A 24602-nucleotide genomic window follows, 5' to 3' on the forward strand; every position below is an offset into this window, starting at 1 on the left:
CCTCCCCATCGTCGGTGCCCGGCACTAGTCTGCGAAGCATGTCATCGACGACACCGCGGCGATGAGTCCGGGGACCGGCGCCGGTCTGACCTGACGAGCCGGTCGGGGCGACCGGACCGGACGGCCGGACGGTCGAGGAGACAGGAAGGGGCGTGCCATGTCACGCACGGTGATGATGGTCGGCACCCGCAAGGGGCTGTGGGTGGGTGTGTCGGACGCGGACCGCGAGACCTGGGAGTGGACCGGCCCGCACTTCTCCATGGAGGAGGTCTACTCCTGCATGATCGACACCCGCGGCGACCGGCCACGCCTGCTCGCCGGGGCGTCCTCCACGTGGGTGGGTCCGCAGGTGCGGCGCAGCGACGACCTCGCGGCGACCTGGCAGGAGACCCCCAACGGCGCGGTCCGCTTCCCCGAGGACACCGACGCCGCCGTCGAGCGCGTGTGGCAGCTGGCCCCCGGGACGACGCCCGAGGTGGTCTACGCCGGCACCGAGCCCGGCGCGATCTTCCGGTCCGAGGACCGCGGCGAGACGTTCACCCTCGAGCGCGCTCTCTGGGACCACCCTCAGCGGGCCGAGTGGGGCGCCGGGTTCGGCGGCCAGGCGTTCCACACGATCCTGCCGCACCCCTCCGACCCGGCGTCGGTGACGGCGGCGATCTCCACCGGCGGCGTCTACCAGACCCAGGACGGGGGTGGCTCCTGGGAGCCGCGCAACCAGGGGATCCGGGCCGACTTCATGCCCGAGGACCAGCGCTACCCCGCGTTCGGACAGTGCGTGCACAAGGTGGCCCGGCACCCCGACCGGCCCGAGCGGCTGTTCGCCCAGAACCACGGCGGCGTCTACCGCTCCGACGACCACGGTGCGACCTGGCGGTCGATCGCCGACGGACTGCCCTCGGACTTCGGGTTCCCGATCGTGGTGCACCCGCACGACCCGGACACCGTCTTCGTGTTCCCGCTCGCGGGTGCCGACGGCCGGTTCCCGCCGGACGCCCGGGCGCGGGTGTGGCGGTCCCAGGACGCCGGCGAGAGCTGGACGGCCCTCGGGGGCGACGACGGCACCGGCCTGCCCGACCACTTCTTCGTGGGCGTGATGCGGGACGCGATGTGCACCGACGACCACGAGCCGGCCGGGCTCTACCTCGGCGCGCGCAACGGCAGCGTGTGGGCCTCGCCCGACACCGGTACGACGTGGCGCGAGGTGATCCGGGACCTGCCCGACGTCATGACGGTGCGCGCCGCCGCGATCTGAGAGGCTGGGGCCATGGCCGAGTACACCGTCACCAGGACCAAGACCATCTCCGCCGAGCCCGAGCGGATCCAGGCGCTCGTCGACGACTTCCACGCGTGGACGGCGTGGTCGCCGTGGGAGGACCTCGACCCCGATCTGCGGCGCGAGTACTCCGGCCCGGAGTCCGGCGTCGGCGCGCACTACGCCTGGGAGGGCAACCGCAAGGCCGGCAAGGGGCAGATGGAGATCACCGGGTCCTCGCCCGAGCGCGTCGACCTCGTCGTGCAGTTCGAGAAGCCGTGGAAGGCGTGCAACCCCACCGCGTTCGTCCTGCGACCGGTCGGCGACGCCGGCACCGAGGTGACCTGGACCATGTCCGGCGAGAACAAGGGCGTCGCCGCGGTCTTCGCCAAGGTCATGAACATGGACAAGCTGATCGGCAGGGACTTCGAGAAGGGCCTGGACCGGCTGGCGATGGTGGCCGAGGCCGATCCGACCGGCGAGGCCCACTAGGCTCGGCGCATGACGTCGAAGCCGGACCTGAAGCCCCGCTCCCGTGACGTGACCGACGGCCTGGAGAAGGCCGCCGCGAGGGGCATGCTCCGCGCCGTCGGGATGGGCGACGAGGACTTCGCCAAGCCGCAGATCGGGGTGGCCTCGTCCTGGAACGAGATCACCCCCTGCAACCTGTCGCTCGACCGGCTGGCCAAGGCGGTCAAGAACGGCGTCCACGCCGCCGGCGGCTACCCGTTGGAGTTCGGCACGATCTCGGTCTCCGACGGCATCTCCATGGGGCACGAGGGCATGCACTTCTCCCTGGTCTCGCGCGAGGTGATCGCCGACTCCGTCGAGACGGTGATGATGGCCGAGCGCCTCGACGGCTCGGTGCTGCTGGCGGGCTGCGACAAGTCGCTGCCGGGCATGCTGATGGCCGCGGCCCGGCTGGACCTCGCCTCGGTGTTCCTCTACGCGGGCTCGATCATGCCCGGGCAGGTCGACGGCAACGACGTCACGATCATCGACGCCTTCGAGGCCATCGGCGCCTGCCTGGCCGGTCGGATCACCGAGGCCGAGGTCGACCGCATCGAGCGGGCGATCTGTCCTGGGGAGGGCGCCTGCGGCGGGATGTACACCGCCAACACGATGGCCTCCGTCGGCGAGGCGCTCGGGATGTCCCTGCCGGGCAGCGCCGCGCCCCCGGCCGTCGACCGGCGCAGGGACGGGTTCGCGCACCGCTCCGGGGAGGCCGTGGTCGGCATGCTCCGCCAGGGCATCACCGCCCGCCAGATCATGACGCGGGAGGCGTTCGAGAACGCCATCGCCGTCGTGATGGCGCTGGGCGGCTCGACGAACGCCGTCCTCCACCTGCTCGCGATCGCCCGTGAGGCCGAGGTCCCGCTGGAGATCGACGACTTCAACCGGATCGGCGACCGGGTGCCGCACCTCGGCGACCTCAAGCCGTTCGGGAAGTACGTCATGAACGACGTCGACAAGGTCGGCGGCATCCCGATGGTCATGAAGGCGCTGCTCGACGCCGGTCTCATGCACGGCGACGTGCTCACGGTGACCGGTCGCACGATGGCCGAGAACCTCGCCGCGATCGCGCCGCCGGACGTCGACGGCGAGATCATCCGCGCGCTGGACCGTCCCATCCACCGCACCGGGGGGCTCACCATCCTCAAGGGCTCGCTGGCCCCCGAGGGCGCGGTGGTGAAGTCGGCCGGCTTCGACGACTCGACGTTCACCGGCACCGCCCGGGTCTTCGACGGCGAGCGGGCCGCGCTGGACGCCCTCGCGGCCGGGGAGATCGTCGCCGGCGACGTGGTGGTCATCCGCTACGAGGGCCCCAAGGGCGGCCCCGGCATGCGGGAGATGCTCGCGATCACCGGCGCGATCAAGGGCGCGGGGCTCGGCAAGGACGTCCTGCTGGTCACCGACGGGCGCTTCTCCGGAGGCACCACCGGGCTGTGCGTGGGGCACATCGCGCCCGAGGCCGTCGACGCCGGCCCGATCGCCTTCGTGCGTGACGGCGACCCGATCACCCTCGATGTCGCCCAGCGGACCCTGGACGTGGACGCCGACCTCGCGGGCCGCCGCGAGGGCTGGGAGCCGAACCCGCCGAAGTACACCCGCGGCGTGCTCGGCAAGTACGCCAAGGTCGTGCAGTCCGCGGCGCACGGAGCGGTCACCAGCTGAACCGCGCCCAAGCACGGTAGACATGGGCCCCATGGACGACCTCACCTCTCCGGAGCACGCCGCCGCGCTCGACGCCGGCGACGCGCTGGCCGGGCACCGGGACCGGTTCGTGGGCGCGGAGACCCCCTTGGTCTACTTCGACGGCAACTCGCTCGGGCGCCCGCTGCGCTCCACCGCGGAGCGGCTGGGACGCTTCGTCACCCAGGAGTGGGGCGGGCGGCTGATCCGCGGCTGGGACGAGCAGTGGATGAGCCAGCCGTTCCGGCTCGGCGACGCCCTGGGGCGCACCGTGCTCGGGGCCGCCCCCGGGCAGGCGTTCATCGGGGACTCGACCACGGTGCTCCTCTACAAGCTCGCCCGGGCGGCCGTGGCCGCCCGGCCGGAGCGCCGAGAGGTGGTGCTCGACCGCGACAACTTCCCGACCGACCGGTTCGTGCTGGAGGGGATCGCCCGGGAGTGCGACCTGACCCTGCGCTGGATCGACGTCGAGCCCGACGCCGGCGCCACGACCGAGCAGGTCGCCGCGGCCGTGGGCCCGGACACCGCGCTGGTGCTGCTCAGTCACGTCGCCTACCGGTCGGCCTGGATCGCCGACGTCCCCGCGATCACCCGGGTGGCGCACGAGGCCGGGGCGCTGGTGCTCTGGGACCTGAGCCACTCGGCCGGCTCGGTGCCGGTCCGGCTCGACGACTGGGAGGTCGACCTGGCGGTCGGCTGCACCTACAAGTACCTCAACGGCGGCCCGGGCTCGCCGGCGTTCGGCTACGTCGCCGATCGGCACCTCGGCGTCCTGGCGCAGCCGGTGCAGGGCTGGATGGGGGCCGCCGACGTCTTCGCCATGGGGCCGACCTACGAGCCGGCCCCCGACGTCCGCCGGTTCCTCAGCGGCACCCCGCCGATCGTCGGCATGCTCGCCGTCGAGGAGATGCTGGCGCTGCTCGAGGAGGCCGGGATGGACGCGGTGCGGGCCAAGTCCGTGGCGCTCACCGACTACGCGGTGGCGCTCGCCGACCGGCTGCTCGCCCCGCTCGGCGTCTGCGTCGTCTCGCCGCGCGACTCCTCCCTGAGGGGTGGGCACGTCACCCTGCAGCACCCGCGGATGCGGCAGGTGACCGCGGAGCTCTGGGAGGCCGACGTGATCCCCGACTACCGCGACCCGGACGGGCTGCGCGTGGGCCTGTCGCCGCTCTCGACCAGCTTCGACGAGGTGCGCCGCGGCATGGTGGCCCTGCGGGACCGGGTGGCGGCGGGCTGATGGACCAGCGGATCAGCTTCGTGACGCTGGCGGTGCGCGACCTCGACGCCAGCCGGGCCTTCTACCTCGACGGCCTCGGCTGGGCGGCGGAGCTGGACGTCCCGGGGGAGGTGCTGATGATCCGGGTCGGGGAGCTGGTCGTGCTCTCCCTGTGGGCCGAGCGCGGCTTCGAGGCCGAGGTCGGCCCGATCCGGCGTGGCCCCGGCCTGGCGCCGATGACGCTGGCGCACAACGTGGCCACCCGGGAGGAGGTCGACGCCGTGCTCGCACTGGCCCGGGCGGCCGGCGCGGACCCGGTCTCGGAGCCCGAGGAGCGCGAGTGGGGCGGCTACACCGGCTACTTCGCCGACCCGGACGGCTTCCGCTGGGAGGTCGCCCAGAACCCGGGGCCCATCGGCTCCTCCGTGCTGCCGTGAACCGGCGTGCCTGGCGCCGGCCGGGACGACGTACGGTCGCAGCGGAGGTGGTCGCATGACCCGGACCGAGCCGTACGGCACCTGGGACTCGCCGATCGACGCGGTCGCGCTCGCCGCGGGGAGCGGCCAGTACGAGCAGGTGCTCTCGACCGGCGACGCCCTGCTCTTCACCCGCTCCGAGCCCGGGTCCGCCGCGCTGCGCCTGCACCGCTGGACGCCGGAGTCCGGCAGCACCGCCCTGGCTCCCGGCCTCAACGTCCGCAGCCGCGTGCACGAGTACGGCGGGGGAGCGGTTGCTGCCCGGGGAGACGTGGTCGTCGTGGTCGACTTCGCGGACCAGCGCCTGCACCGGGTGCACCCGGACGGCGGCACGACCCCGCTCACGCCGGAGACCGGCGCTCGGGTGCGGTTCGCCGACGGGCTGGTCACCGACCACGGGCTGGTCGTCGTGCGGGAGACCCACGACGAGGGTGGCGTGGCCAACGAGCTGGTGCTGGTGGACCTCGACTCCGGCGCGCAGAGCGTGGTGGTCGGCGACCGCGACTTCGTGGCGGCACCGCGGCTCGGCGCGGACGGCCGGCTGGCCTGGCTGGCGTGGAACCACCCGGACATGCCGTGGGACGGCGCGGCCGCCTGGACCGGGCGGCTGGTCGCGGGCGCCCTGCGCGAGGTGACCCGGGTGGCCGGCGGCGACGGGGTCGCCGTCGCCGACCTCGACTGGCTGCCGGACGGCCGCCTCGTCCTGACCGAGGACTCGACCGGCTTCTGGGAGGTCGCGATCCACGACCCCGGATCCGGTCAGGTGCGCCGGGTCACCGAGCGTGCGGCCGACCAGGGCAAGCCGCGGGGCCGCTTCGGGCGCAACGCGCTGGCCGTCGTGGGCTCGTGGCCGGTCGTGGTGACCACCGACCACGCCGTCGACGGGCTCGCGGTGGTCTCCGAGGACGGCGGCCGGCGCGAGCTGGCGTGCCCGGCCGTCGCCGTCGGCGGCATCGTCGCGCACGGACCGGAGGCGGTCGTCTCGCTGGGCCTCGACGTCGACGGCCGAGCCACGATCCGCCGGCACGACCTCGTCGACGGCAGCGTCGAGCTCGTCGACGAGATCCCGCCCGTGGCCGGGGGAGCGGTCGCCGCACCGGTGCCGGTGACCGTCGACGTCGAGGGCGGCGTGACCCACGCCTTCTTCCACCCGCCGGCCCATGCCGAGGTGTCGGGTCCCGAGGGCGAGGCGCCACCCCTGCTCGTTTTCATCCACGGCGGGCCCACCGCCCACACGGTGCCGGTGCGCACCGCGGCGATCGGCTTCTGGACCAGCCGGGGCTTCGCCGTGGTCGACGTGAACTACCGCGGGTCCTCCGGGTACGGCCGGGCCTACCGCCAGGCGCTCCGCGGCCGGTGGGGCGAGGCCGAGGTCGAGGACGTCATGGCCGTGGCAGCGGACCTGGCCCGCCGGGGCTGGGTCGACGGCGCCCGGATGGCGATCCGCGGCGGCAGCGCCGGGGGCTTCACCACGCTCGCCGCGCTGACCCGTCCCGAGCACCCGTTCGCGTGCGGCACCTCGCTGTTCGGCGTGGCCGACCTGGCGGCGCTGGCCGAGCACACCCACAAGTTCGAGTCCCGCTACCTCGACCGGTTGGTGGGCAGGCTGCCCGAGGACCGGGCGACGTACGAGGAGCGGTCTCCGCTGACCCACGTCGACCGGCTCGGCGTACCGCTCCTCGTGCTGCAGGGGATGGACGACGAGGTGGTCCCGCCCGCGCAGTCCCAGGTCATCGTCGACGCCGCGGCCCGGCTCGGCGTCCCGCACGCCTACCTGAGGTTCGAGGGGGAGGGGCACGGCTTCCGGAAGCCGGAGAACATCGTGGCCTGGCACGAGGCCGAGCTGGCGTTCTACGGCGAGGTCATGGGGTTCACCCCGGCGGGGGACCTGCCGACCGTGCTCACCTGAGCGGGAGGCGCCCCCACGGGATCGACAGGAACGACGGGTCGGGGTGTGGTCCGGCCCGCGGTCGAGGGGCAGACTGTGCACATGGACACGGAGGCGCTGACCGCCCGACAGATCCTCGACGCCGACCTGGCCGACTGGCGACAGCTCGTCGGAGCGATCCAGGCGCGCTACGCCACCGGCGACTTCGGCACCGGCCTGGAGCTGGTGAATCGGATCGGCGCGGCCGCCGAGGAGTCCAACCATCATCCCGACCTCGACCTGCGCTACGGGAGCCTGGACGTGCGGCTGCTCAGTCACGACGTGCACGGGCTCACCCGGCGCGACGTCGACCTGGCCCGCCGGATCACCGCCCTCGCCGCGGAGGTCGGGGCCAGGCCGGAGCCGCTGTCGGTGTCGCGGGTCGAGCTGGCCCTCGACGCCACGGACCCGGCGGCGCTCAAGCCGTTCTGGCGGGCGGTGCTCGGGCTCCTGGACCACCCGGGTGCCGACGACGAGCTGATCGACCCCGACGGGCGGCTGCCGACCCTGTGGTTCCAGGCGACGACGGCGCACGAGGAGCCGCGGCAGCGGTTCCACGTCGCCGTCCACGTCGCCCACGACGTCGCCGAGCAGCGGGTTGCCGAGGCGCTCGCCGCTGGTGGCAGGATGGTCAGTGACGCGGAGGCCCCGCTCTTCTGGGTGCTGGCGGACGCCGAGGGCAATCAGGCGTGCGTGTGCACCCAGCTGGACCGAGGATGACCGTGATGTGAGACCGCAATACCAATATATGGGACGGCTGTCACACTTGCTTGACGCCGGAGGACCCCGGCGGCGACCGTAGGCGCATGCGCACCGAGAGCTCTCGTCGACTCCTCGTACGCACGCGACGCGTGAGCTGAGACGACACGTCTCGACCGCCCACGCGTCCTCCCCTCGTAGCCGTCAGGCCGGGGGGTTTTTTGTTGGCAGAGCGAACACCGAACGGAACAGGTGAGGAATGAGCGAGCAGGGCAGCGACGGGACCCAGGTGACCGGCGCCCAGAGCCTGGTCCGGGCGCTCGAGTGCGCCGGCGCCGAGAACATCTTCGGCATCCCCGGCGGGGCGATCCTCCCCGCCTACGACCCCCTCTTCGACTCCTCGATCCGGCACATCCTGGTCCGCCACGAGCAGGGCGCCGGCCACGCCGCCCAGGGGTACGCCGCGGCCACGGGCCGGGTCGGGGTCTGCATGGCCACCTCCGGCCCGGGCGCGACCAACCTGGTCACGCCGCTCGCCGACGCGCACATGGACTCGGTGCCGATGGTGGCCGTGACCGGCCAGGTCGGCGCCTCGATGATCGGCACCGATGCCTTCCAGGAGGCCGACATCCGCGGCATCACGATGCCGATCACCAAGCACAACTTCCTGGTCACCGACCCGGCCGAGATCCCCCGCACCGTCGCCGAGGCGTTCTACCTCGCCCGGACCGGCCGCCCGGGACCGGTGCTGGTGGACGTGGCCAAGTCGGCGCTGCAGGCCATGACCACCTTCGCCTGGCCCACCGAGCTCAACCTGCCCGGCTACCGCCCCGTGACCCGCCCGCACAGCAAGCAGATCCGCGAGGCCACCCGGCTCGTCCTCGAGGCCCGGCGGCCGGTGCTCTACGTCGGCGGCGGCGTGATCCGGGCACGGGCGGCCCAGGAGCTGCGCCGGCTCGCCGAGGCGACCGGGATCCCCGTCGTGACCACGCTGATGGCCCGCGGGGCCTTCCCCGACAGCCACCCCCAGCACCTCGGCATGCCCGGCATGCACGGCACGGTGGCCGCCGTGGCCGGCCTGCAGAAGAGCGACCTGATCATCAGCCTCGGCGCCCGCTTCGACGACCGGGTCACCGGCAACCTCGACTCCTTCGCCCCGAACGCCCAGGTGATCCACGCCGACATCGACCCCGCCGAGATCGGCAAGAACCGGCACGCGGACGTGCCGATCGTGGGGGACTGCCGCGAGGTGATCTCCGATCTGGTGACCGCGCTGCAGGCCGAGGCCGACCAGGGTCGCCAAGGGGACTACGAGGCCTGGGTCGGGTTCCTGGCCGGCATCAAGAAGAGCTACCCCCTGGCGTACGACGCGCCCACGGACGGCTCGCTGGCGCCGCAGCACGTCATCGAGCGGCTCGGCGCGATCTCCGGGCCCGAGACGGTGTTCACCTCGGGCGTCGGCCAGCACCAGATGTGGGCGGCCCACTTCATCGGCTACGAGCACCCCAACACGTGGATCAACTCCGGCGGGCTCGGCACGATGGGCTTCTCCGTGCCGGCCGCCATGGGTGCCAAGGTCGGTCGTCCCGACGCGACCGTGTGGTCGATCGACGGCGACGGCTGCTTCCAGATGACCAACCAGGAGCTCGCCACCTGCGCGATCGAGGGGATCCCGATCAAGGTCGCGGTGATCAACAACGAGTCGCTCGGCATGGTCCGGCAGTGGCAGACGCTGTTCTACAACGAGCGCTACTCCAGCACCGACCTGCACAGCAAGCGGATCCCCGACTTCGTGAAGCTGGCCGAGGCCTACGGCTGCGTCGGCCTGGCCTGCGACTCGCCGGACGACGTCGACGGCATCATCGAGAAGGCGATGGAGATCGACGACCTGCCGGTGGTCGTGGACTTCCGCGTGCACCGCGACGCGATGGTGTGGCCGATGGTGGCCGCCGGCACCAGCAACGACGACATCAAGTACGCCCGGGACCTGGCGCCGGAGTTCGAGGAGGACGACCTGTGAGCAGGCACACCCTGTCGGTGCTGGTCGAGAACAAGCCCGGCGTGCTGGCCCGGATCGCCGGGCTGTTCAGCCGGCGCGGGTTCAACATCCACAGCCTGGCCGTCGGCCCCACCGAGCACCCCGAGATCTCCCGCATGACGATCGTCGTCAACGTCGAGGACTCCCCGCTCGAGCAGGTCACCAAGCAGCTCAACAAGCTGGTCGAGGTGATCAAGATCGTCGAGCTGGACGGTCCGGCGTCGATCACCAGGGAGCTGCTGCTGGTCAAGGTCAAGGCCGACGCCGCAACTCGCGGCCAGGTCCTCGACGCCGTCCAGCTGTTCCGGGCCAAGGTCGTCGACGTGGCACCGGACGCGGTCACGATCGAGATCACCGGCAACGCCGACAAGCTCGCCGACTTCCTCAAGGTCCTCGAGCCGTTCGGCGTCCGGGAGCTCGTCCAGTCCGGGATGGTCGCGGTCGGGCGGGGCTCGCGCTCGATCAGCGAGCGCACGCTGCGCCCGGTCGCCGTCCCCGCGCCCCCGTCGGCGATCTGACCCACCCGACACCTCGCACCACACCACACCCCACCACCGAGATCCGTTGCACCAGACCACCAACGTGAAGGAGAGCCCCCGTGGCTGACATGTTCTACGACGACGACGCCGACCTGACCCTGATCCAGGGCAAGAACGTCGCCGTCCTCGGCTACGGAAGCCAGGGGCACGCCCACGCGCTGTCGCTGCGCGACTCCGGCGTCGACGTGCGGATCGGTCTGCCCGAGGGCTCCAAGAGCCGCGCCAAGGCCGAGTCCGAGGGGCTGCGCGTGCTCACGCCGGCCCAGGCGGTCGAGGAGTCCGACGTGATCGTGATCCTGGCCCCCGACCAGGTGCAGCGCAGGCTCTACGCCGAGGAGGTCGCGCCGAACATCGCCGAGGGCGACACCCTGGTCTTCGGCCACGGCTTCAACATCCGCTTCGGCTTCATCACCCCGCCGGCCGGCGTCGACGTGTTCATGGTCGCGCCCAAGGGGCCTGGCCACCTGGTGCGCCGGGAGTACGTCGACGGGCGGGGCGTGCCGGTCCTGGTCGCGGTGGAGAAGGACGAGTCCGGCACCGCCTGGGACCTCGCACTCTCCTACGCCAAGGCCATCGGCGGCCTGCGTGCCGGGGGCATCCGGACCACCTTCACCGAGGAGACCGAGACCGACCTGTTCGGCGAGCAGGCCGTGCTGTGCGGCGGCGCGTCCCAGCTCGTGATGTACGGCTTCGAGGTGCTGACCGAGGCCGGCTACCAGCCCGAGGTCGCCTACTTCGAGTGCCTGCACGAGCTGAAGCTCATCGTCGACCTCATGTACGAGGGCGGCATCGCCAAGCAGCGCTGGTCGGTCTCCGACACCGCGGAGTTCGGCGACTACGTCTCCGGACCGCGGGTGATCACCCCCGAGGTGAAGGAGAACATGAAGGCCGTGCTGGAGGACGTGCGCAACGGCTCGTTCGCCACCCGGTTCATCGAGGACCACGAGGCCGGCTCCCCGGAGTTCAAGGAGCTGCGGGCCAAGGGCGAGGCACACCCGATCGAGGGGACCGGCCGGGAGCTGCGCAAGCTGATGGCCTGGGTCAAGAGCCACGACTCCGACTACACGGAGGGCACGGCGACCCGCTGACCCTCTGACCCGAGGTCCCCGTCCTACACTGCTGGCCGTGGTCACTGTCGAGCACCATCAGGTCGCGGCGGGGCGATCCCGGTGGATCCCGGTCGCCGCGGCCGGGACGGTGGTGCTGGTGTCCGCGCTGGTGCTGGTCGGCTGGGCGCTCGACGTCACGGTGCTGACCTCGGTGCTGCCGGGCTACACCTCGATGAAGGTGAACACGGCCCTGTGCTTCCTGCTGCTGGGATCGGCGGCCGCCGTCGCCCTGCTCGACGGGCGGCGCGGCACGGGCCGGTCGGGCCTGCCGGCCCGGTGGGGCTGGTCGGGCTGGGCGGGCTGGGCGGCTGGGGCCGTCGTCGCCGTCACCGCGCTCACCCTCGTCGAGTACCTCGCGGGCGTCGACCTCGGGATCGACGAGCTCCTGGTCACCGACTCCGGGTCGGTCGGCAACAACCCGCCCGGGCGGATGGCGCCCACCTCGGCGATCGCGCTGCTGTTCTCCGGCCTGGCGCTGCTGGCCGGGTGGCGTGGCTGGTGGCGCGGCACGGGGTGGCTGCTGGTGGTGCCCGCGCTGCTCGGCGGGGTGGCGATCCTGGGCTACGCCTACGACGTCGAGCAGCTCTACGCGGTGGCCGCGTTCGCCACCATGGCGGTGCACACCTCCGTCCTGCTGGTGCTCACCGCGCTGGCGGTCGGGGCGCTGGTCCCCGGCGGGCTGGTGACCTGGCTGCTGGCCGACCGGGGACCGGGCGCGGCGCTGGTGCGACGGCTCGCCCCGGTGGCCCTCGGGTTCTTCCCGCTGCTCGGCTTCGTGCGGCTCCGGCTGGGGGAGTCCGGCCTGTTCGGCGAGCGCTTCGGCATCGCGCTGACGGTGACGCTGGCGGCGGTGGCGGTGCTGGCGGTCGCCGTCCACACCGCCCGGCGGCTCGACCTGGCAGTCGAGCGTCAGGACACGGCCCAGGCCGAGCTGCGCCGTGTGAACCAGGTCCTGGAGGAGCGGCGGGACGCGGAGTGGCGACGCGCCGAGGAGCTCAGCAGGAGCCTGGACCGGGAGCGGGAGCTGTTCTCGCGGTCGATCGCCAAGCTCGACGACCTGGTCTGGACGATGGAGGTCGCCGCCGACGGGTCGATGGACCTCGTCTACACCAGCCCCAACGCCGAGGGCCTCTTCGGGGGAGCACTCCCGGAGGAGATGTCCTCGATGTTCGTGGCCGCGAACCAGCTGATCCACCCGGAGGACGCCGCCCGCTACGAGGAGTTCCTGGCGCGGATCGCCCGCGGCGGGCCGTCGGAGGCGGAGCTGCGGTTCGTCGGCTTCGACGGCGTCACCCGCTGGATCTGGACCCGCGGCATGCCCCGGGTCGAGGGGGAGCGCCACTTCTTCGACGGCATCTCGACCAACGTCACCGAGCGTCGCGCGATCGCCGAGCAGCGCGAGCAGCTGCTGGCCCTGGAGCGGCAGCAGGTCGAGGCGCTCAGCGAGAGCCAGCAGCTGCGCGACGAGTTCGTGGCGCTGGCCGGGCACGAGATGCGCACGCCGATGGCGGCGATCCTGGGGTACGCCGAGCTGCTCATGGACGACCCTGACCTCACCGCGGCGCAGCGCACCTTCCTCGCGATCATCGAGCGTCGCTCGCGGGACCTGACCGAGCTCGTCGACGACTTCTTCGACCTGGCCCGGCTGAACTCCGGCATCACCACGCTCGACCTGGTCCGGCTGGACCTGCGGAGCGTGGTCGAGGAGGCCGTGGAGGCCCAGCGCCTGCAGGTGCAGGAGAAGGGCCTGGAGATCGACACCGAGCTCGCTCCGGCCTGGGTGGACGGCGACGCCGGACGGCTGCGTCAGGTGGTGGACAACCTGCTGTCCAACGCCGTGAAATTCACGCCGACCGGGGGGCATCTCCGGGTCTCGGTGACGCCCAACGGTCGGGAGGTGGTGGTGGCGGTGGCCGACGACGGGATCGGCATCTCCGAGGAGCAGCTGCCCTACATCTTCGACCACCTCTTCCGCGCCGCCACCGCCAAGCAGCACGGCATCCCCGGCACCGGGCTCGGCCTCTCGATCACCAAGGCCCTCGTGCTGGCCCACGGCGGCCAGATCGTCGCCGAGTCCCGCCCCGGGGGTGGGAGCCGGTTCGTGATCACCCTCCCGCTCGCTGGGCCGGGCACCGGGTCGGGCACGGGATCGGGCACGGCATCCCCGTCCGGGGGAACAGAGAACGCCCGGCCGGTGTTGGGCAGCACGTGAGAATCGAAGTCTGGTCCGACATCGTCTGCCCGTGGTGCTACATCGGCAAGCGCCGCCTCGAGCGCGCCCTCGGGTCCTTCCCGCACCGGGGCCGGGTCGAGGTGGTCTGGCGCTCGTTCCAGCTCGACCCTGGAGCCCCGGCGCAGGCGCGCGAGCCGCTCGCCGAGCACCTCGGCCGCAAGTACGGCGGCGGCGAGCCGGCGGGACTGAGGATGATCGACCAGATGGAGGCCGTGGCGGCCGAGGAGGGCCTGCTCTACCGGCTGCGCGGCGCGCAGCCGGTCAACAGCCTCGACGCCCACCGGCTGCTGCACCTCGCCCTCGAGGACGGCGCCGACCGGCAGGACACGCTCAAGGAGGGGCTGCTCGAGGCGTACCTGATGGACGAGGCCGACGTCGCCGATGCCGCGACCCTCACCGAGGTGGCCGTGGCGGCCGGGCTGGACCGCAGCCGGGTCGAGCGGGTGCTGGCCGGGGACGACTTCCGCGACGCGGTCCACCACGACATCGAGCGCGCCCAGGCCTACGGGGCCGGCGGCGTGCCGTTCTTCGTCGTCGACGAGCGGTACGCCGTCTCCGGCGCCCAGCCGGCGGAGGTGTTCACCCAACTGCTCGAGCGGGCGTGGGCCGATGCGCACCCGTCCCTCGAGGTCGTCGGCGCCCCCGACGGTGACCGGTGCGGCCCGGACGGGTGCGTGAGCTGACCCGGTGCTCGTCTGGTACGCCAGCTACGGGTCGAACCTCGCTCCCGAGCGGTTCGCCTGCTACCTCGAAGGTGGCCGGCCGGAGGGTGCTGCCCGATCCTGCACCGGCGCCCGCGACAGCACGGCGCCCCGCGACGAGCGAGCGGTCGTGCTCCCCGGCTCGATGTTCTTCGGGTGGGAGTCGACCACGTGGGGCGGCGGCGTCTCGTTCCTCGACGCCCGGGCCGACGACGTGGCCTACGCCCGGGCCTACCTGGTCACCGAGGAGCAGTTCGCGGACGTGGCCGCGCAGGAGATGCACCGCGAGCCGGGCGAGGACCTCGACCTGGCCCATGTGATGGAGCACCGCAGCCACAGCGTCGGCCCCGGGCACTACGAGACGCTGCACCTGGTGGGCGAGCTGGAGGGCGTGCCGATGCTCACGTTCACCGCGGAGCAGCCCGACGCCATCGCCCGCAACGCGCCCACCGCTCCCTACCTGGCCACGATCGTCTCGGGCCTGCGCGAGACGCACGGGTTGGACGACGACGAGGTCTCGGCCTACCTCCACGACAGGCCCGGGATGGACCGGACCTCCCGTCGGCACCTCGCCGAGCGCGTCCTCGGGTAGGCTCGCCCTCATCGGGCACAGCGTCGTGCACGAGCCTCGGCTCGCTCCGGCGGGTCGCGGGACTCGCATCCACGCACGACCACCGAGGACACCGCTGTGAGCAAGCCCGTCGTACTCCTGGCAGAAGAGCTCAGCCCGGCCACGGTGGCCGCCCTCGGGCCGGACTTCGAGATCCGCCGCTGTGACGGCGCCGACCGGTCCGAGCTGCTGGCCGCCATCGGCGAGGCCGAGGCGCTCCTGGTCCGGTCCGCGACCCGGGTGGACGCCGAGGCCCTGGCCGCGGCGCCCCGGCTGAAGGTGGTCGCCCGCGCCGGCGTCGGGCTGGACAACGTCGACGTCCGGGCCGCCACCCAGTCCGGCGTCATGGTCGTCAACGCGCCGACCTCCAACATCGTCAGCGCCGCCGAGCTCGCGGTGGCGCTGATGCTGGCGGCCGCCCGGCACGTCAGTCCCGCGCACGCCGCACTGCGGGCCGGCGAGTGGCAGCGCAGCCGCTACACCGGCACCGAGCTCTACGAGAAGACCGTCGGCATCGTCGGCCTGGGGCGGATCGGGGTGCTGGTCGCCCAGCGCCTGAGCGCCTTCGGGATGAAGGTGCTCGCCTACGACCCCTACGTGCAGGCCGGTCGGGCGGCGCAGATGGGGGTCCGGCTGGTCGACCTGGACACGCTGCTCACCGAGTCGGACTTCATGAGCGTGCACCTGCCGAAGACCACCGAGACGGTCGGCCTGATCGGCGCCGACCAGCTGGCCCGGGCCCGGCCCGGCCTGGTCCTGGTCAACGCCGCGCGCGGGGGGATCGTCGACGAGGTCGCCCTGCACGACGCCCTGAAGACCGGGCGGATCGCCGCCGCGGGGCTCGACGTGTTCGCCTCCGAGCCCTGCACCGACAGCCCGCTGTTCGAGCTGGAGAACGTCGTGGCCACGCCGCACCTGGGTGCCTCGACCGAGGAGGCGCAGGAGAAGGCCGGGCTCGCCGTGGCCCGCTCCGTGCGGCTGGCCCTCTCCGGGGAGCTGGTCCCGGACGCGGTCAACGTGCAGGGCGGCGTGATCGCCGAGGACGTCCGGCCGGGGATCCCGCTGACCGAGAAGCTGGGCCGCGTCTTCACCGCCCTGGCCGGGGAGGTCGCCCAGCAGGTCGACGTCGAGGTGCGCGGCGAGATCACCGAGTTCGACGTCAAGGTGCTGGAGCTGGCCGCCCTCAAGGGCGTGTTCAGCGACATCGTGCCGGAGCAGGTCTCCTACGTGAACGCGCCGCTGCTGGCCGCGGAGCGGGGCACCGCGGTCCGGCTGCTGACCGAGCCGGAGAGCCCCGACCACCGGAACCTGATCACGATCCGCGGCACCCTCGCCGACGGGTCCCAGGTCTCGGTGAGCGGCACGCTGATCGGGATCAGCCAGCGGGAGCGGCTGGTCGAGGTGAACGGGTTCGACCTCGACATCGAGCCGACCGACCACCTGGCGTTCCTGCGCTACGAGGACCGACCGGGGATGGTCGGCACCGTGGGCGGGATCCTCGGCGACGCCAAGGTGAACATCGCCGGCATGCAGGTGGCCCGCGATGCGAAGGGCGGTGCGGCGCTGGTGGCGCTGTCGGTCGACTCCGCGATCGCCGCCGAGACCCTGGCCGAGATCGCCCTGGCGATCGACGCGGAGTCCGTGCGCGCGGTCGACCTGACCCTCTGAGGGGCCCGGCTCAGGCGACCATCACCCGGTCCGGCTCCCCACCTCGGCCCTCCCGCCCGGAGCGGGCCACGGCCCAGGCCCGGCCCAGCCTGCGCACGGCCTCCTCGAGCTCGTCGGCCGGCCGGGTCCACGGCAGCCGCACGAAGTGCTCGTGGCCGCCGGCCCGGGCGAAGACCGGGCCGGGCGCCAGCGCCACGCCGAGCGCCTCGGCCTCCGCGACGACGCGCGAGGACAGCGGCACCGGCAGTCGGCACCACAGGGCCAGCCCGCCGCCGGGCAGCCGGAACTCCCAGTCCGGCAGCTCGGCCCGCACCGCGGCGGCCAGCCGGTCCCGCTGCTCGCGCAGCCGGTCGCGGTGGGCGGCCACGACCGGCTCGGGGTCCGCGAGCAGCCGGGTGAGGGTCAGCTGCTCGAGCACCGGAGCCCCCAGGTCGAGCATGAGCCGCGCCCGGGTGACCGCGTCCCGGCGACCGTGCGGGACCCGGATCCAGCCCAGGCGCAGGCCTCCCCACATCATCTTGCTCGCGCTGCCCACCGTCACCGCCTCGCCGCCAGCCTCCTCCACGTGGGCGGCCATCGGACGTGGCATCGGCTGCCCGTCGAGGGCCAGCGACTGGTGCGCCTCGTCGACGATGGCCAGGGTGCGGGAGCGGGCCAGCTCGCGGGCGTAGCGGGCGCGGTCGGCGTCGGACATCAGGTTGCCCGTGGGGTTCTGGAAGTCCGGGACGAGGTAGGCGGCGGTGGGGGAGGCCTGCCGGATCGCCGCGGCGACCGCGTCGAGGTCCCAGCCGTCCGGGTCCACCGCGGTCCCGACGATCCGGGTCGAGCGCTGGGTCAGGGCGTGGACGGCGTTCGGGTAGCCCGGGGTCTCGACGAGCACCCGGTCCCCGGGGTCGGTGCAGGCGCGGGCGACCACGGCCGTCCCGGCGAGGGCGCCCGGGGTGACCATCACCTGGTCCGGGTCCGTGGGCAGGCCGCGCGCGTCGTACCGGGCCGCGATCGCGCGCTGCAGCTCCGGCAGGCCGGCGGGGAAGTAACCGTGCCCCGAGAGGTAGGCCGGCAGGTCGGTGAGGGCGGCCTCGTAGGCGGCCGCCAGCCCGGGTGGGGCGGAGGCCGCGGCACAGGTGAGGTCGATCAGGTCCCGCCCGCCCGCCCGAGGGGTCAGTGTCCGGTCCGTGGCCCGGTCCGGCCCGCCCGGCAGCCGGGTGAAGGTGCCGGCGCCCTGGCGGGCCTCGGCGTAGCCACGCTCCCGGAGCTCGGCGTAGGCGCGGGTGACGGTGGTCCTGCTGACCGCCAGCGCCGCGGTCAGGTCCCGCTCGCTGGGGAGCCGGGTCCCGTGCGGGATCCGACCGTCGGTGACCAGCATGCGCAGGGCGTCGGCGAGACCGACGTAGGCCGGGCTGCGGGGGAAGTCGCCGACCAGGGTGGCCACCCGACCGGCGGTGACGAGGGTGCTCATGCAGGCCACTGTCTCACGATTGGCTATTTGATTCCATGCCAATGCCGGGCACGCTGGGCACATGCCGTTCCGCACCACCAGCCGCCCCGCGCGCCGTACCCTCGCCGACCTCGGCCCGGTCGCCCAGGTCCGGGCCGGGCGCCTGGGCCGGCGGCTGCCGCAGCTGTTCCTCGGCCTGGTGCTGTACGGCGTCTCGCTGGGCCTGATGGTCCGGGGCGACCTCGGCCTGGCTCCCTGGGACGTGCTGCACTCGGGTCTGGTGCGCCTGGTCCCGGTCACGCTCGGGCAGATGGTCGTCCTGATGAGCTTCGTGGTGCTGCTGCTGTGGGTGCCGCTCCGGGAGAAGCCGGGCCTGGGGACGGTGGCCAACGCCCTCGTGGTGGGCGTCGCGGCCGACGCGACGCTGGCCGTGCTGGACCGGCCGGACGGACTGGCGCTGCGGGTGACGCTGCTCGTGCTGGGCGTGCTCCTCAACGGTCTGGCCACCGCGCTCTACATCGGCTCGCAGTTCGGCCGCGGCCCGCGGGACGGGCTGATGACCGGGTTGGCCCGCACGACGGGCTGGTCGCTGCGCACGGTCCGCACCGGGCTCGAGGTCGGCGTCGTGCTGATCGGGCTGCTGCTCGGCGGGATCCTCGGTGTGGGCACGGTGCTCTACGCCCTCGCGATCGGCCCCCTCGCCCAGCTGCTGCTCCCGGCATGCATCGTCGAGCTGGATCCGACACCGCGCCGGGTTCCCTTGCCATGATGGGCGGGTGGCCCTGGACGTCGAGCTCGCCGAGATCCGCTCGTTCCTGGCCGGGCACCCGCCCTTCGACCAGCTGCCCGGTCCGGTGCTCGACGCGCTGCCCCGGTCGCTGGCCATCGAGTACTTCCGCCGCGGCACGCTGATCCTGGCCCGGGGGGAGCAGCCGACCCGGCTGCTCGTCGTGCGCTCGGGAGCGGTCGACGTGCACGACCGGGACGGTCTGCTCGTGGACCGCGGCGGGGCCGGCACCTGTGTCGGCGGACGTGCCCTGGTGGCCGGGGAGGTCTCCCACGACCAGGTCAGCGCCTTCGAGGACACGCTGGTGCTGTCCCTGCCGGCCGCGGCGTTCGAGACCCTGCGGGCCGCGCACCCGGTGCTGACCCGGTTCTTCGCGCCCCCCGACGAGGAGCGGCTCGGCCGTGCGGCGGTCGTGCGGCGCGCCGGTGCCCGAGACGGCTCGGTGCTGCGGACCCACGTCCGCGACCTGGTCCGCCGGAGCCCGGTCACGGTGTCCGGTGCCGCCTCGGTCACCGAGGCCGCGCGGGTGATGGCGCAGGAGCGGGTCTCCTCGCTGCTCGTGCTGGTGGACGGCCGGCTGGCCGGCATCCTCACCGACCGCGACCTGCGGACCCGGGTCCTGGCCGCCGGTCGGGACCCGGGCGTGCCCGTGGCGGAGGTGATGACCCGCGACCCGGTCGGGACCCCGCCCGACGCGCTGGCCCTGGACGTGCTGCTCGAGCTGGTGACCCGCAACATCCACCACCTGCCGGTGGTCAGCGAGGGCCGCCCGATCGGGATGGTCACCGCCACCGACCTGCTCCACCTCGAGCAGGCGAACCCGGTCTACCTGGTCGGTGACATCCAGCGGGCCCCCGACGAGCAGGCGGTAGCCCGACTCGGCGGCCGTCTGGGCGAGGTCGTGGAGAGCCTGGTCGACCAGGACGCCTCCGCCGACGACATCGGCCGGATCCTGACGCTGGTCGGCGACGCCGTCGAGCGCCGGCTCCTCGAGCTGGCCGAGGGCCGGCTCGGGACGCCGCCGGTGCCCTACGCCTGGCTGTCCCTGGGCTCCCGGGCCCGGCGCGAGCAGGCCCTGCACGCCGACCAGGACCATGCGCTGCTGCTCGACGACGCCGCCGGCGCCGAGCACGCGGCGTACTTCGCGACCCTGGCCGAGGACGTCACCAGGGGGCTCGAGGCGGCCGGCTACCCGCGCTGCCCGGGGGAGGTGATGGCGACCAACCCGGCCCGCCGGGTGCCGCTCCGGGCCTGGCGGCACCAGTTCACCAGCTGGTTGGACCGACCCTCGCCCGAGGCGGTGCTCCAGGCCAGCATCTACTTCGACCTCCGGCACGTGCACGGGGAGGAGCGGCTCACCTCGCTCCTCCTCGACCACGTGCGGGACTCCGCGCGGTCGGCCACGCTGTTCCTGGCCCACCTCGCGAAGGAGGCGGCCGCCCACCCGCCGCCGCTGGGCTTCTTCCGGGGCCTGGTGCTGGAGAAGGCCGGCGCGCACCGGGACACGCTCGACATCAAGCGCGGCGGGGCCGGCCTGGTGGTCAAGGTGGCCCGGGTCCACGCCCTGGCCGTGGGCTCGCCCGCGACCAACAGCCGGACCCGGCTCGGCGACGCGGTCGGTGCCGGCGTGCTCAGCGAGGCCCTCGGCGCGGACCTGCGCGACGCGTGGGAGTTCCTGTCGTTCGTGCGGCTGCGCCACCAGGCCGGGCAGGTCCGGGAGGGGGTCGAGGCCGACAACTTCGTGGCGCCGGACGAGCTCAGCTCCTTCGAGAAGCGGCACCTCCGGGAGGCGTTCGCGGTGGTGCGCACCGCCCAGGGAGCGCTCGGGCAGCGCCACCCGCTGCACGCGGTGCCGTGAGGTCGGCTCCCGAGGGCCGGACGCCGGCCGGTCGGCTGCGACTGCTCGCCGTCGACGTCGAGACCACCGGGCTCGACCCGGCCCGGGACGCCCTGCTGGCGGTCGGCTTCGTCCCCGTCGACGGCACCCGGGTCGATCTGCGTGGCGCCCGCCGGGTCGTGGTCCGTCACGACGGCGACCCGGGCCCCTCCGTCGCGCTGCACGGTCTGACGCACGACGTCCTCTCGGACGGGGTGCCGCTCGAGCAGGTCCTGGCCGAGCTGCTCGCGGCCCTCGCGGGCCGGGTGCTGCTGGCCCACCACGCCCCGCTCGAGATCGGCTTCCTCGACGCGGCGTGCCGGCGGCTGACCGGAAGCCCGCTGCGGACCCCGGTGGTGGACACCGTCGCGCTGCAGCGACGGCTGGTGACCTCGGCCTGGGAGCCCGAGCCGGCCCCCGGGTCCCTGCGGCTGTGGGCCGCACGGCGCCGCTTCGGCCTCCCGGACGTGCCGGCCCACGACGCGCTCTCCGACGCGATCGCGTGCGCCGAGCTCTACCTCGCGCAGGTGGCCGAGCTCACCGCGGCCGGTGGCGGGCAGGAGCCGACCCTGTCCCGGCTCCGCGCTACCGGCGGGTGGCGATCAGCGCTGCGGCGTCGCTGGCGATGAGCACCTCGACCGCGGTGAACCGCTTGTCGGTCAGCCACTGCTCCCGCAGCGTGTCCACCCGGCCGCCGGTCAGCGGCGGCCACATCTCACAGGGGGCGAAGTCGTCGAGCACGACCAGGCCGCCCGGCTCGACCAGGTCGGCCACCGCGTCCGGAGTGACCTCGGCGGGGGTGCCCGAGTCGAGGAAGAGCAGCGAGAACGGACCCTGGTCGCGCAGCGTCGACCAGTCGGCCGCGCGCACCTCCACCCTGGGGTCGTCGGTGAAGATCTCGGCCGCCGCCTCGGCCAGCCGCGGGTCGAGCTCGGCGGTGAGGATCCGCGCGCCCTCGGGAACGCCGGAGCGCAGCCAGGCGGTGCCGACGCCGGTGCCGGTGCCGAACTCGGCGAGCGTCCCGCTCCGGGTGGCGGCCAGCGCGGCGAGCAGGCGGCCGGTCTCGTTGCGGCAGAACGAGACGTAGCCGGCGCGGCGCGAGGTGTCGAACGCGCGGGAGACGATCGCGGGCAGCTCGGGGGGTGCACTCATGGGGGGAGTCTTCCATTTCGGGACGATCGTCTCGACATGCGAACAGTTGTGGAAACCCGACTGCGTGCCCGGGCCCGGCGGCGTACCGTCTGTCCCATCATGCGGAGCGTGTTCGTACTCATCGACTGCCGCGGCGGGGCCTGACCGGAGGCCACCTCGCCGCGGTGTTCGGCGTGGACGGCCTCCCTCTCTCCACCGGATCGTTCCCGGCCGCCGATCGGCCCGCCGGCCCGATCCACCGTTCACCGCCTCCGCAACGGGCACGCCGGCAGCACGCGTGACCCGCACCTCCTGGTCCCGGGCGGCCCACCGGCCGCCCCTCCGCCCGTCGCGAGGCACCGTCCGCACGAGCACACCAGAACCAGGAGCAGACCCATGTACGACATGTATCCCGAGTGGGGCCCGGCCAGCCACAACCCCGAGAACCCGTTCAGCCACGAGGCCGTGCAGGCCGCGCTTGACCTGCGAGACAACGGTGGCCCCAGCCCGGAGGACAACTAGTCTCCGCCCATGACCTCCCCGGACCCGAAGACCACCCTCCAGCTCGCCGTCGTCCCCGGTGACGGGATCGGGCCGGAGGTCACCGCCGAGGCACTCAAGGTGCTGCAGGCGGCGGCCCCGGCCACGGTGAAGCTCGAGCAGACCCGCTACGACCTCGGTGCCGAGCGGTACCTCGCGACCGGCGAGGTGCTGCCCGACTCCGTGCTGGAGGAGATCCGCGGGCACGACGCGATCCTGCTCGGGGCGGTCGGCGGCCGGCCCGGCGACCCGGCGCTGCCGCCGGGGATCCTCGAGCGGGGCCTGCTGCTGAGGCTGCGCTTCGAGCTCGACCACTACGTGAACCTGCGGCCCTCGCGGATCTTCCCGGGCGTCACCTCGCCGCTCGCCGACCCCGGCGAGGTCGACTTCGTGGTGGTGCGGGAGGGCACGGAGGGTCCCTACACGGGCAACGGCGGTGCGCTGCGCGTCGGGACACCGGCCGAGGTCGCCACCGAGGTCAGCGTGAACACCGCGTTCGGCGTCGAGCGCGTCGTCCGGGACGCGTTCGCGCGGGCACAGCGCCGCCCGCGCCGCCGGCTGACGCTCGTGCACAAGACGAACGTGCTCGTCCACGCCGGTGCCGTGTGGTGGCGGCTCGTGCAGCAGGTCGCCTCGGAGTACCCCGACGTCACCGTCGACTACATGCACGTCGACGCCGCCATGATCTTCCTCGCCACCGACCCGGCCCGGTTCGACGTGATCGTCACCGACAACCTCTTCGGCGACATCGTCACCGACCTCGCGGCGGCGATCACCGGCGGCATCGGCCTGGCCGCGTCCGGCAACGTCAACCCGGACCGGACCGCGCCCTCGATGTTCGAGCCGGTGCACGGCTCGGCCCCCGACATCGCCGGCCAGCAGGTGGCGGACCCGACCGCGGCGATCCTCTCGGTCGCCCTGATGCTGGACCACCTCGGCCACGCCGGTCCGGCCGCCGACGTGGAGGCCGCGGTGCTCGCCGACCTGGCCGCCCGCACCGCGGGCGCCCGCCGGTCCACGCCCGAGGTCGGGGACGCGATCGCCGCCCGGGTCGCCGGGTGAGCCCGGCTTGGATACCGTGACCCCCATGCAGATCAGCACCACCGCCTCCACCGTTGCCGTCGCGCCGGAGCGCCTCGCCGAGATCCTCGCCAATCCCGGCTTCGGGACCCACTTCACCGACCACATGTTCCTCGTGGAGTGGACCCCGGACCGGGGGTGGCACGACGCCCGGATCACGCCGTACGGCCCGCTCACGCTCGACCCGGCCACCGCGGTGCTGCACTACGCGCAGGAGACCTTCGAGGGGATGAAGGCCTACCGGCACGACGACGGCTCCGTGTGGATGTTCCGGCCCGAGGAGAACGCCCGCCGGATGGTGCGCTCCTCGCGCCGGCTCGCGTTCCCCGAGCTCGACCCCGAGGACTTCGTGCAGGCCGTCGACGCGCTGGTCGAGACCGACCAGCGGTGGGTGCCCGACGCCGAGGGCGAGAAGAGTCTCTACGTGCGGCCGTTCATGATCGCCACCGAGACCTTCCTCGGCGTGCGACCCGCACAGCACGTCACCTTCCTGGTGATCGCCAGCCCCGCCGGCGCCTACTTCAAGGGCGGCGTCAAGCCGGTGACGCTGTGGCTGACCGAGGAGTACACCCGGGCCGGGCGCGGAGGCATGGGCGCGGCGAAGACCGGGGGCAACTACGCCAGCTCGCTCGTCGCGCAGCAGGAGGCCACCGCGCACGGCTGCGACCAGGTCGTCTTCCTCGACTCCCAGGAGGGGCGCTACGTCGAGGAGCTCGGCGGGATGAACCTCTACTTCCTGTACGACGACGGGCGCATCGTCACCCCGGAGACCGGGACCATCCTCGAGGGCATCACCCGGTCGTCGATCATGGAGCTGGCCGGCAAGCTCGGCCACCCCGTGGAGGAGCGCCGGTTCGGCATCGACGAGTGGCGCGAGGGCGTCACGAGCGGTGCGATCACGGAGATCTTCGCCTGCGGCACGGCCGCGGTCGTCACCCCGGTGGGCAGCCTGAAGTGGGACGGCGGCGACGCGCCCGCCCCGGCCCGCACCGACCTGACGATGAAGCTGCGCCAGGCCCTGGTCGACATCCAGTACGGCCGCGCCGAGGACACCTTCGGCTGGATGCACCGGGTCTGCTGAGGGGC

Annotated in this window: 22 protein-coding genes; 20 read left to right on the forward strand and 2 right to left on the reverse strand. The window is 73.4% G+C overall.

Annotated elements, in window-relative coordinates; translation table 11 throughout:
- Window positions 1–157: 157 nt before the first annotated feature.
- The 14 genes from IE331_RS04905 (at window position 158) to serA (ending at window position 16664) form a co-directional block, all read left to right on the forward strand.
- Entirely contained in the window at window positions 158–1255 is a 1098-nt protein-coding gene (locus tag IE331_RS04905) for a beta propeller repeat protein (RefSeq protein ID WP_192141004.1), read from the forward strand.
- Between the two features lie 12 nt (window positions 1256–1267).
- Window positions 1268–1747: an SRPBCC family protein gene (locus IE331_RS04910; protein ID WP_192141006.1), complete on the forward strand. Its 480-nt coding sequence runs from the start codon at window positions 1268–1270 to the stop codon at window positions 1745–1747.
- 9 nt (window positions 1748–1756) lie between these two features.
- The gene (gene ilvD / locus IE331_RS04915) at window positions 1757–3430 is read left to right on the forward strand and encodes a dihydroxy-acid dehydratase (RefSeq protein ID WP_192141008.1); all 1674 of its coding nucleotides are present in this window, start codon (window positions 1757–1759) and stop codon (window positions 3428–3430) included.
- Window positions 3431–3461: 31 nt separating this feature from the next.
- The gene (locus IE331_RS04920; protein WP_201931074.1) at window positions 3462–4685 is read left to right on the forward strand and encodes a kynureninase; all 1224 of its coding nucleotides are present in this window, start codon (window positions 3462–3464) and stop codon (window positions 4683–4685) included.
- Window positions 4685–5101, forward strand: coding sequence for a VOC family protein (locus tag IE331_RS04925; RefSeq protein ID WP_192141012.1), 417 nt, complete (start codon window positions 4685–4687; stop codon window positions 5099–5101). Before IE331_RS04920 ends, IE331_RS04925 begins: the two co-directional genes overlap by 1 nt.
- A gap of 55 nt (window positions 5102–5156) precedes the next feature.
- Window positions 5157–7049 carry a S9 family peptidase gene (locus tag IE331_RS04930; protein WP_192141014.1) on the forward strand — a complete coding sequence of 631 codons (1893 nt, stop codon included), beginning with the start codon at window positions 5157–5159 and terminating at the stop codon, window positions 7047–7049.
- Window positions 7050–7130: 81 nt separating this feature from the next.
- Complete coding sequence (locus tag IE331_RS04935; protein ID WP_192141016.1) at window positions 7131–7787, forward strand: 4a-hydroxytetrahydrobiopterin dehydratase; 657 nt, start codon at window positions 7131–7133, stop codon at window positions 7785–7787.
- Window positions 7788–8025: 238 nt separating this feature from the next.
- Window positions 8026–9786, forward strand: a complete 1761-nt coding sequence (locus tag IE331_RS04940) for an acetolactate synthase large subunit (RefSeq protein WP_192141018.1) — start codon at window positions 8026–8028, stop codon at window positions 9784–9786.
- Entirely contained in the window at window positions 9783–10322 is a 540-nt protein-coding gene (gene ilvN / locus IE331_RS04945) for an acetolactate synthase small subunit (RefSeq protein WP_192141027.1), read from the forward strand. Before IE331_RS04940 ends, ilvN begins: the two co-directional genes overlap by 4 nt.
- Window positions 10323–10402: 80 nt before the next feature.
- Window positions 10403–11431 (forward strand): ketol-acid reductoisomerase, encoded by a 1029-nt coding sequence (gene ilvC, locus IE331_RS04950; protein ID WP_318646765.1) that lies wholly within the window; start codon window positions 10403–10405, stop codon window positions 11429–11431.
- A 37-nt stretch (window positions 11432–11468) separates the two neighbouring features.
- Complete coding sequence (locus tag IE331_RS16915) at window positions 11469–13664, forward strand: sensor histidine kinase (RefSeq protein ID WP_192141029.1); 2196 nt, start codon at window positions 11469–11471, stop codon at window positions 13662–13664.
- Entirely contained in the window at window positions 13661–14368 is a 708-nt protein-coding gene (locus IE331_RS04960; protein WP_192141031.1) for a DsbA family oxidoreductase, read from the forward strand. The genes IE331_RS16915 and IE331_RS04960 overlap by 4 nt, the downstream gene beginning before the upstream one ends.
- A 4-nt stretch (window positions 14369–14372) precedes the next feature.
- On the forward strand, window positions 14373–14978 hold the full coding sequence (locus IE331_RS04965) for a histone deacetylase (protein ID WP_192141033.1): 606 nt from the start codon (window positions 14373–14375) through the stop codon (window positions 14976–14978).
- Between the two features lie 96 nt (window positions 14979–15074).
- Complete coding sequence (serA, locus tag IE331_RS04970) at window positions 15075–16664, forward strand: phosphoglycerate dehydrogenase (protein ID WP_192141035.1); 1590 nt, start codon at window positions 15075–15077, stop codon at window positions 16662–16664.
- Window positions 16665–16674: 10 nt separating this feature from the next.
- On the opposite strand, the gene yczR is transcribed toward serA, so the two are convergent.
- Entirely contained in the window at window positions 16675–18123 is a 1449-nt protein-coding gene (gene yczR / locus IE331_RS04975) for a MocR-like transcription factor YczR (RefSeq protein ID WP_192141037.1), read from the reverse strand.
- 61 nt (window positions 18124–18184) lie between these two features.
- Between yczR and yczE the strand changes: the two genes are divergently transcribed.
- Genes yczE through IE331_RS04990 form a run of 3 tightly spaced genes read left to right on the forward strand, consistent with a single transcriptional unit; the run spans window position 18185 to window position 21394 of the window.
- A complete protein-coding gene (gene yczE / locus IE331_RS04980) occupies window positions 18185–18871 on the forward strand; it encodes a membrane protein YczE (protein ID WP_192141039.1) in 687 nt (228 codons plus the stop codon).
- A 7-nt stretch (window positions 18872–18878) separates the two neighbouring features.
- The gene (locus IE331_RS04985) at window positions 18879–20747 is read left to right on the forward strand and encodes a putative nucleotidyltransferase substrate binding domain-containing protein (protein ID WP_192141041.1); all 1869 of its coding nucleotides are present in this window, start codon (window positions 18879–18881) and stop codon (window positions 20745–20747) included.
- Window positions 20744–21394, forward strand: coding sequence for an exonuclease domain-containing protein (locus IE331_RS04990; RefSeq protein ID WP_192141043.1), 651 nt, complete (start codon window positions 20744–20746; stop codon window positions 21392–21394). Before IE331_RS04985 ends, IE331_RS04990 begins: the two co-directional genes overlap by 4 nt.
- On the opposite strand, the gene IE331_RS04995 is transcribed toward IE331_RS04990, so the two are convergent.
- Window positions 21351–21917 (reverse strand): O-methyltransferase, encoded by a 567-nt coding sequence (locus tag IE331_RS04995; RefSeq protein WP_192141045.1) that lies wholly within the window; start codon window positions 21915–21917, stop codon window positions 21351–21353. The two genes, IE331_RS04990 and IE331_RS04995, sit on opposite strands and share 44 nt — an antisense overlap.
- A gap of 375 nt (window positions 21918–22292) precedes the next feature.
- On the opposite strand from IE331_RS04995, the gene IE331_RS16710 reads away from it, so the two are divergent.
- Genes IE331_RS16710 through IE331_RS05005 form a run of 3 tightly spaced genes read left to right on the forward strand, consistent with a single transcriptional unit; the run spans window position 22293 to window position 24597 of the window.
- Window positions 22293–22418, forward strand: a complete 126-nt coding sequence (locus IE331_RS16710; RefSeq protein ID WP_263863309.1) for a hypothetical protein — start codon at window positions 22293–22295, stop codon at window positions 22416–22418.
- A gap of 9 nt (window positions 22419–22427) precedes the next feature.
- Window positions 22428–23498 (forward strand): 3-isopropylmalate dehydrogenase, encoded by a 1071-nt coding sequence (locus IE331_RS05000; RefSeq protein WP_192141047.1) that lies wholly within the window; start codon window positions 22428–22430, stop codon window positions 23496–23498.
- Between the two features lie 25 nt (window positions 23499–23523).
- Window positions 23524–24597 (forward strand): branched-chain amino acid aminotransferase, encoded by a 1074-nt coding sequence (locus IE331_RS05005; RefSeq protein ID WP_192141049.1) that lies wholly within the window; start codon window positions 23524–23526, stop codon window positions 24595–24597.
- Window positions 24598–24602: the final 5 nt, after the last annotated feature.

Source organism: Nocardioides donggukensis (assembly GCF_014842875.1).
Taxonomy (GTDB): domain Bacteria; phylum Actinomycetota; class Actinomycetes; order Propionibacteriales; family Nocardioidaceae; genus Nocardioides; species Nocardioides donggukensis.

Excerpts from the sequence above, each read along its gene's own strand:
- IE331_RS04905 (WP_192141004.1), top strand. The coding sequence starts at position 158 with ATGTCACGCACGGTGATGATGGTCGGCACCCGCAAGGGGCTGTGGGTG.
- IE331_RS04910 (WP_192141006.1), top strand. The coding sequence starts at position 1,268 with ATGGCCGAGTACACCGTCACCAGGACCAAGACCATCTCCGCCGAGCCC.
- ilvD (WP_192141008.1), top strand. The coding sequence starts at position 1,757 with ATGACGTCGAAGCCGGACCTGAAGCCCCGCTCCCGTGACGTGACCGAC.
- IE331_RS04920 (WP_201931074.1), top strand. The coding sequence starts at position 3,462 with ATGGACGACCTCACCTCTCCGGAGCACGCCGCCGCGCTCGACGCCGGC.
- IE331_RS04925 (WP_192141012.1), top strand. The coding sequence starts at position 4,685 with ATGGACCAGCGGATCAGCTTCGTGACGCTGGCGGTGCGCGACCTCGAC.
- IE331_RS04930 (WP_192141014.1), top strand. The coding sequence starts at position 5,157 with ATGACCCGGACCGAGCCGTACGGCACCTGGGACTCGCCGATCGACGCG.
- IE331_RS04935 (WP_192141016.1), top strand. The coding sequence starts at position 7,131 with ATGGACACGGAGGCGCTGACCGCCCGACAGATCCTCGACGCCGACCTG.
- IE331_RS04940 (WP_192141018.1), top strand. The coding sequence starts at position 8,026 with ATGAGCGAGCAGGGCAGCGACGGGACCCAGGTGACCGGCGCCCAGAGC.
- yczR (WP_192141037.1), bottom strand. The coding sequence starts at position 18,123 with ATGAGCACCCTCGTCACCGCCGGTCGGGTGGCCACCCTGGTCGGCGAC.
- yczE (WP_192141039.1), top strand. The coding sequence starts at position 18,185 with ATGCCGTTCCGCACCACCAGCCGCCCCGCGCGCCGTACCCTCGCCGAC.
- IE331_RS04995 (WP_192141045.1), bottom strand. The coding sequence starts at position 21,917 with ATGAGTGCACCCCCCGAGCTGCCCGCGATCGTCTCCCGCGCGTTCGAC.
- IE331_RS16710 (WP_263863309.1), top strand. The coding sequence starts at position 22,293 with ATGTACGACATGTATCCCGAGTGGGGCCCGGCCAGCCACAACCCCGAG.
- IE331_RS05000 (WP_192141047.1), top strand. The coding sequence starts at position 22,428 with ATGACCTCCCCGGACCCGAAGACCACCCTCCAGCTCGCCGTCGTCCCC.
- IE331_RS05005 (WP_192141049.1), top strand. The coding sequence starts at position 23,524 with ATGCAGATCAGCACCACCGCCTCCACCGTTGCCGTCGCGCCGGAGCGC.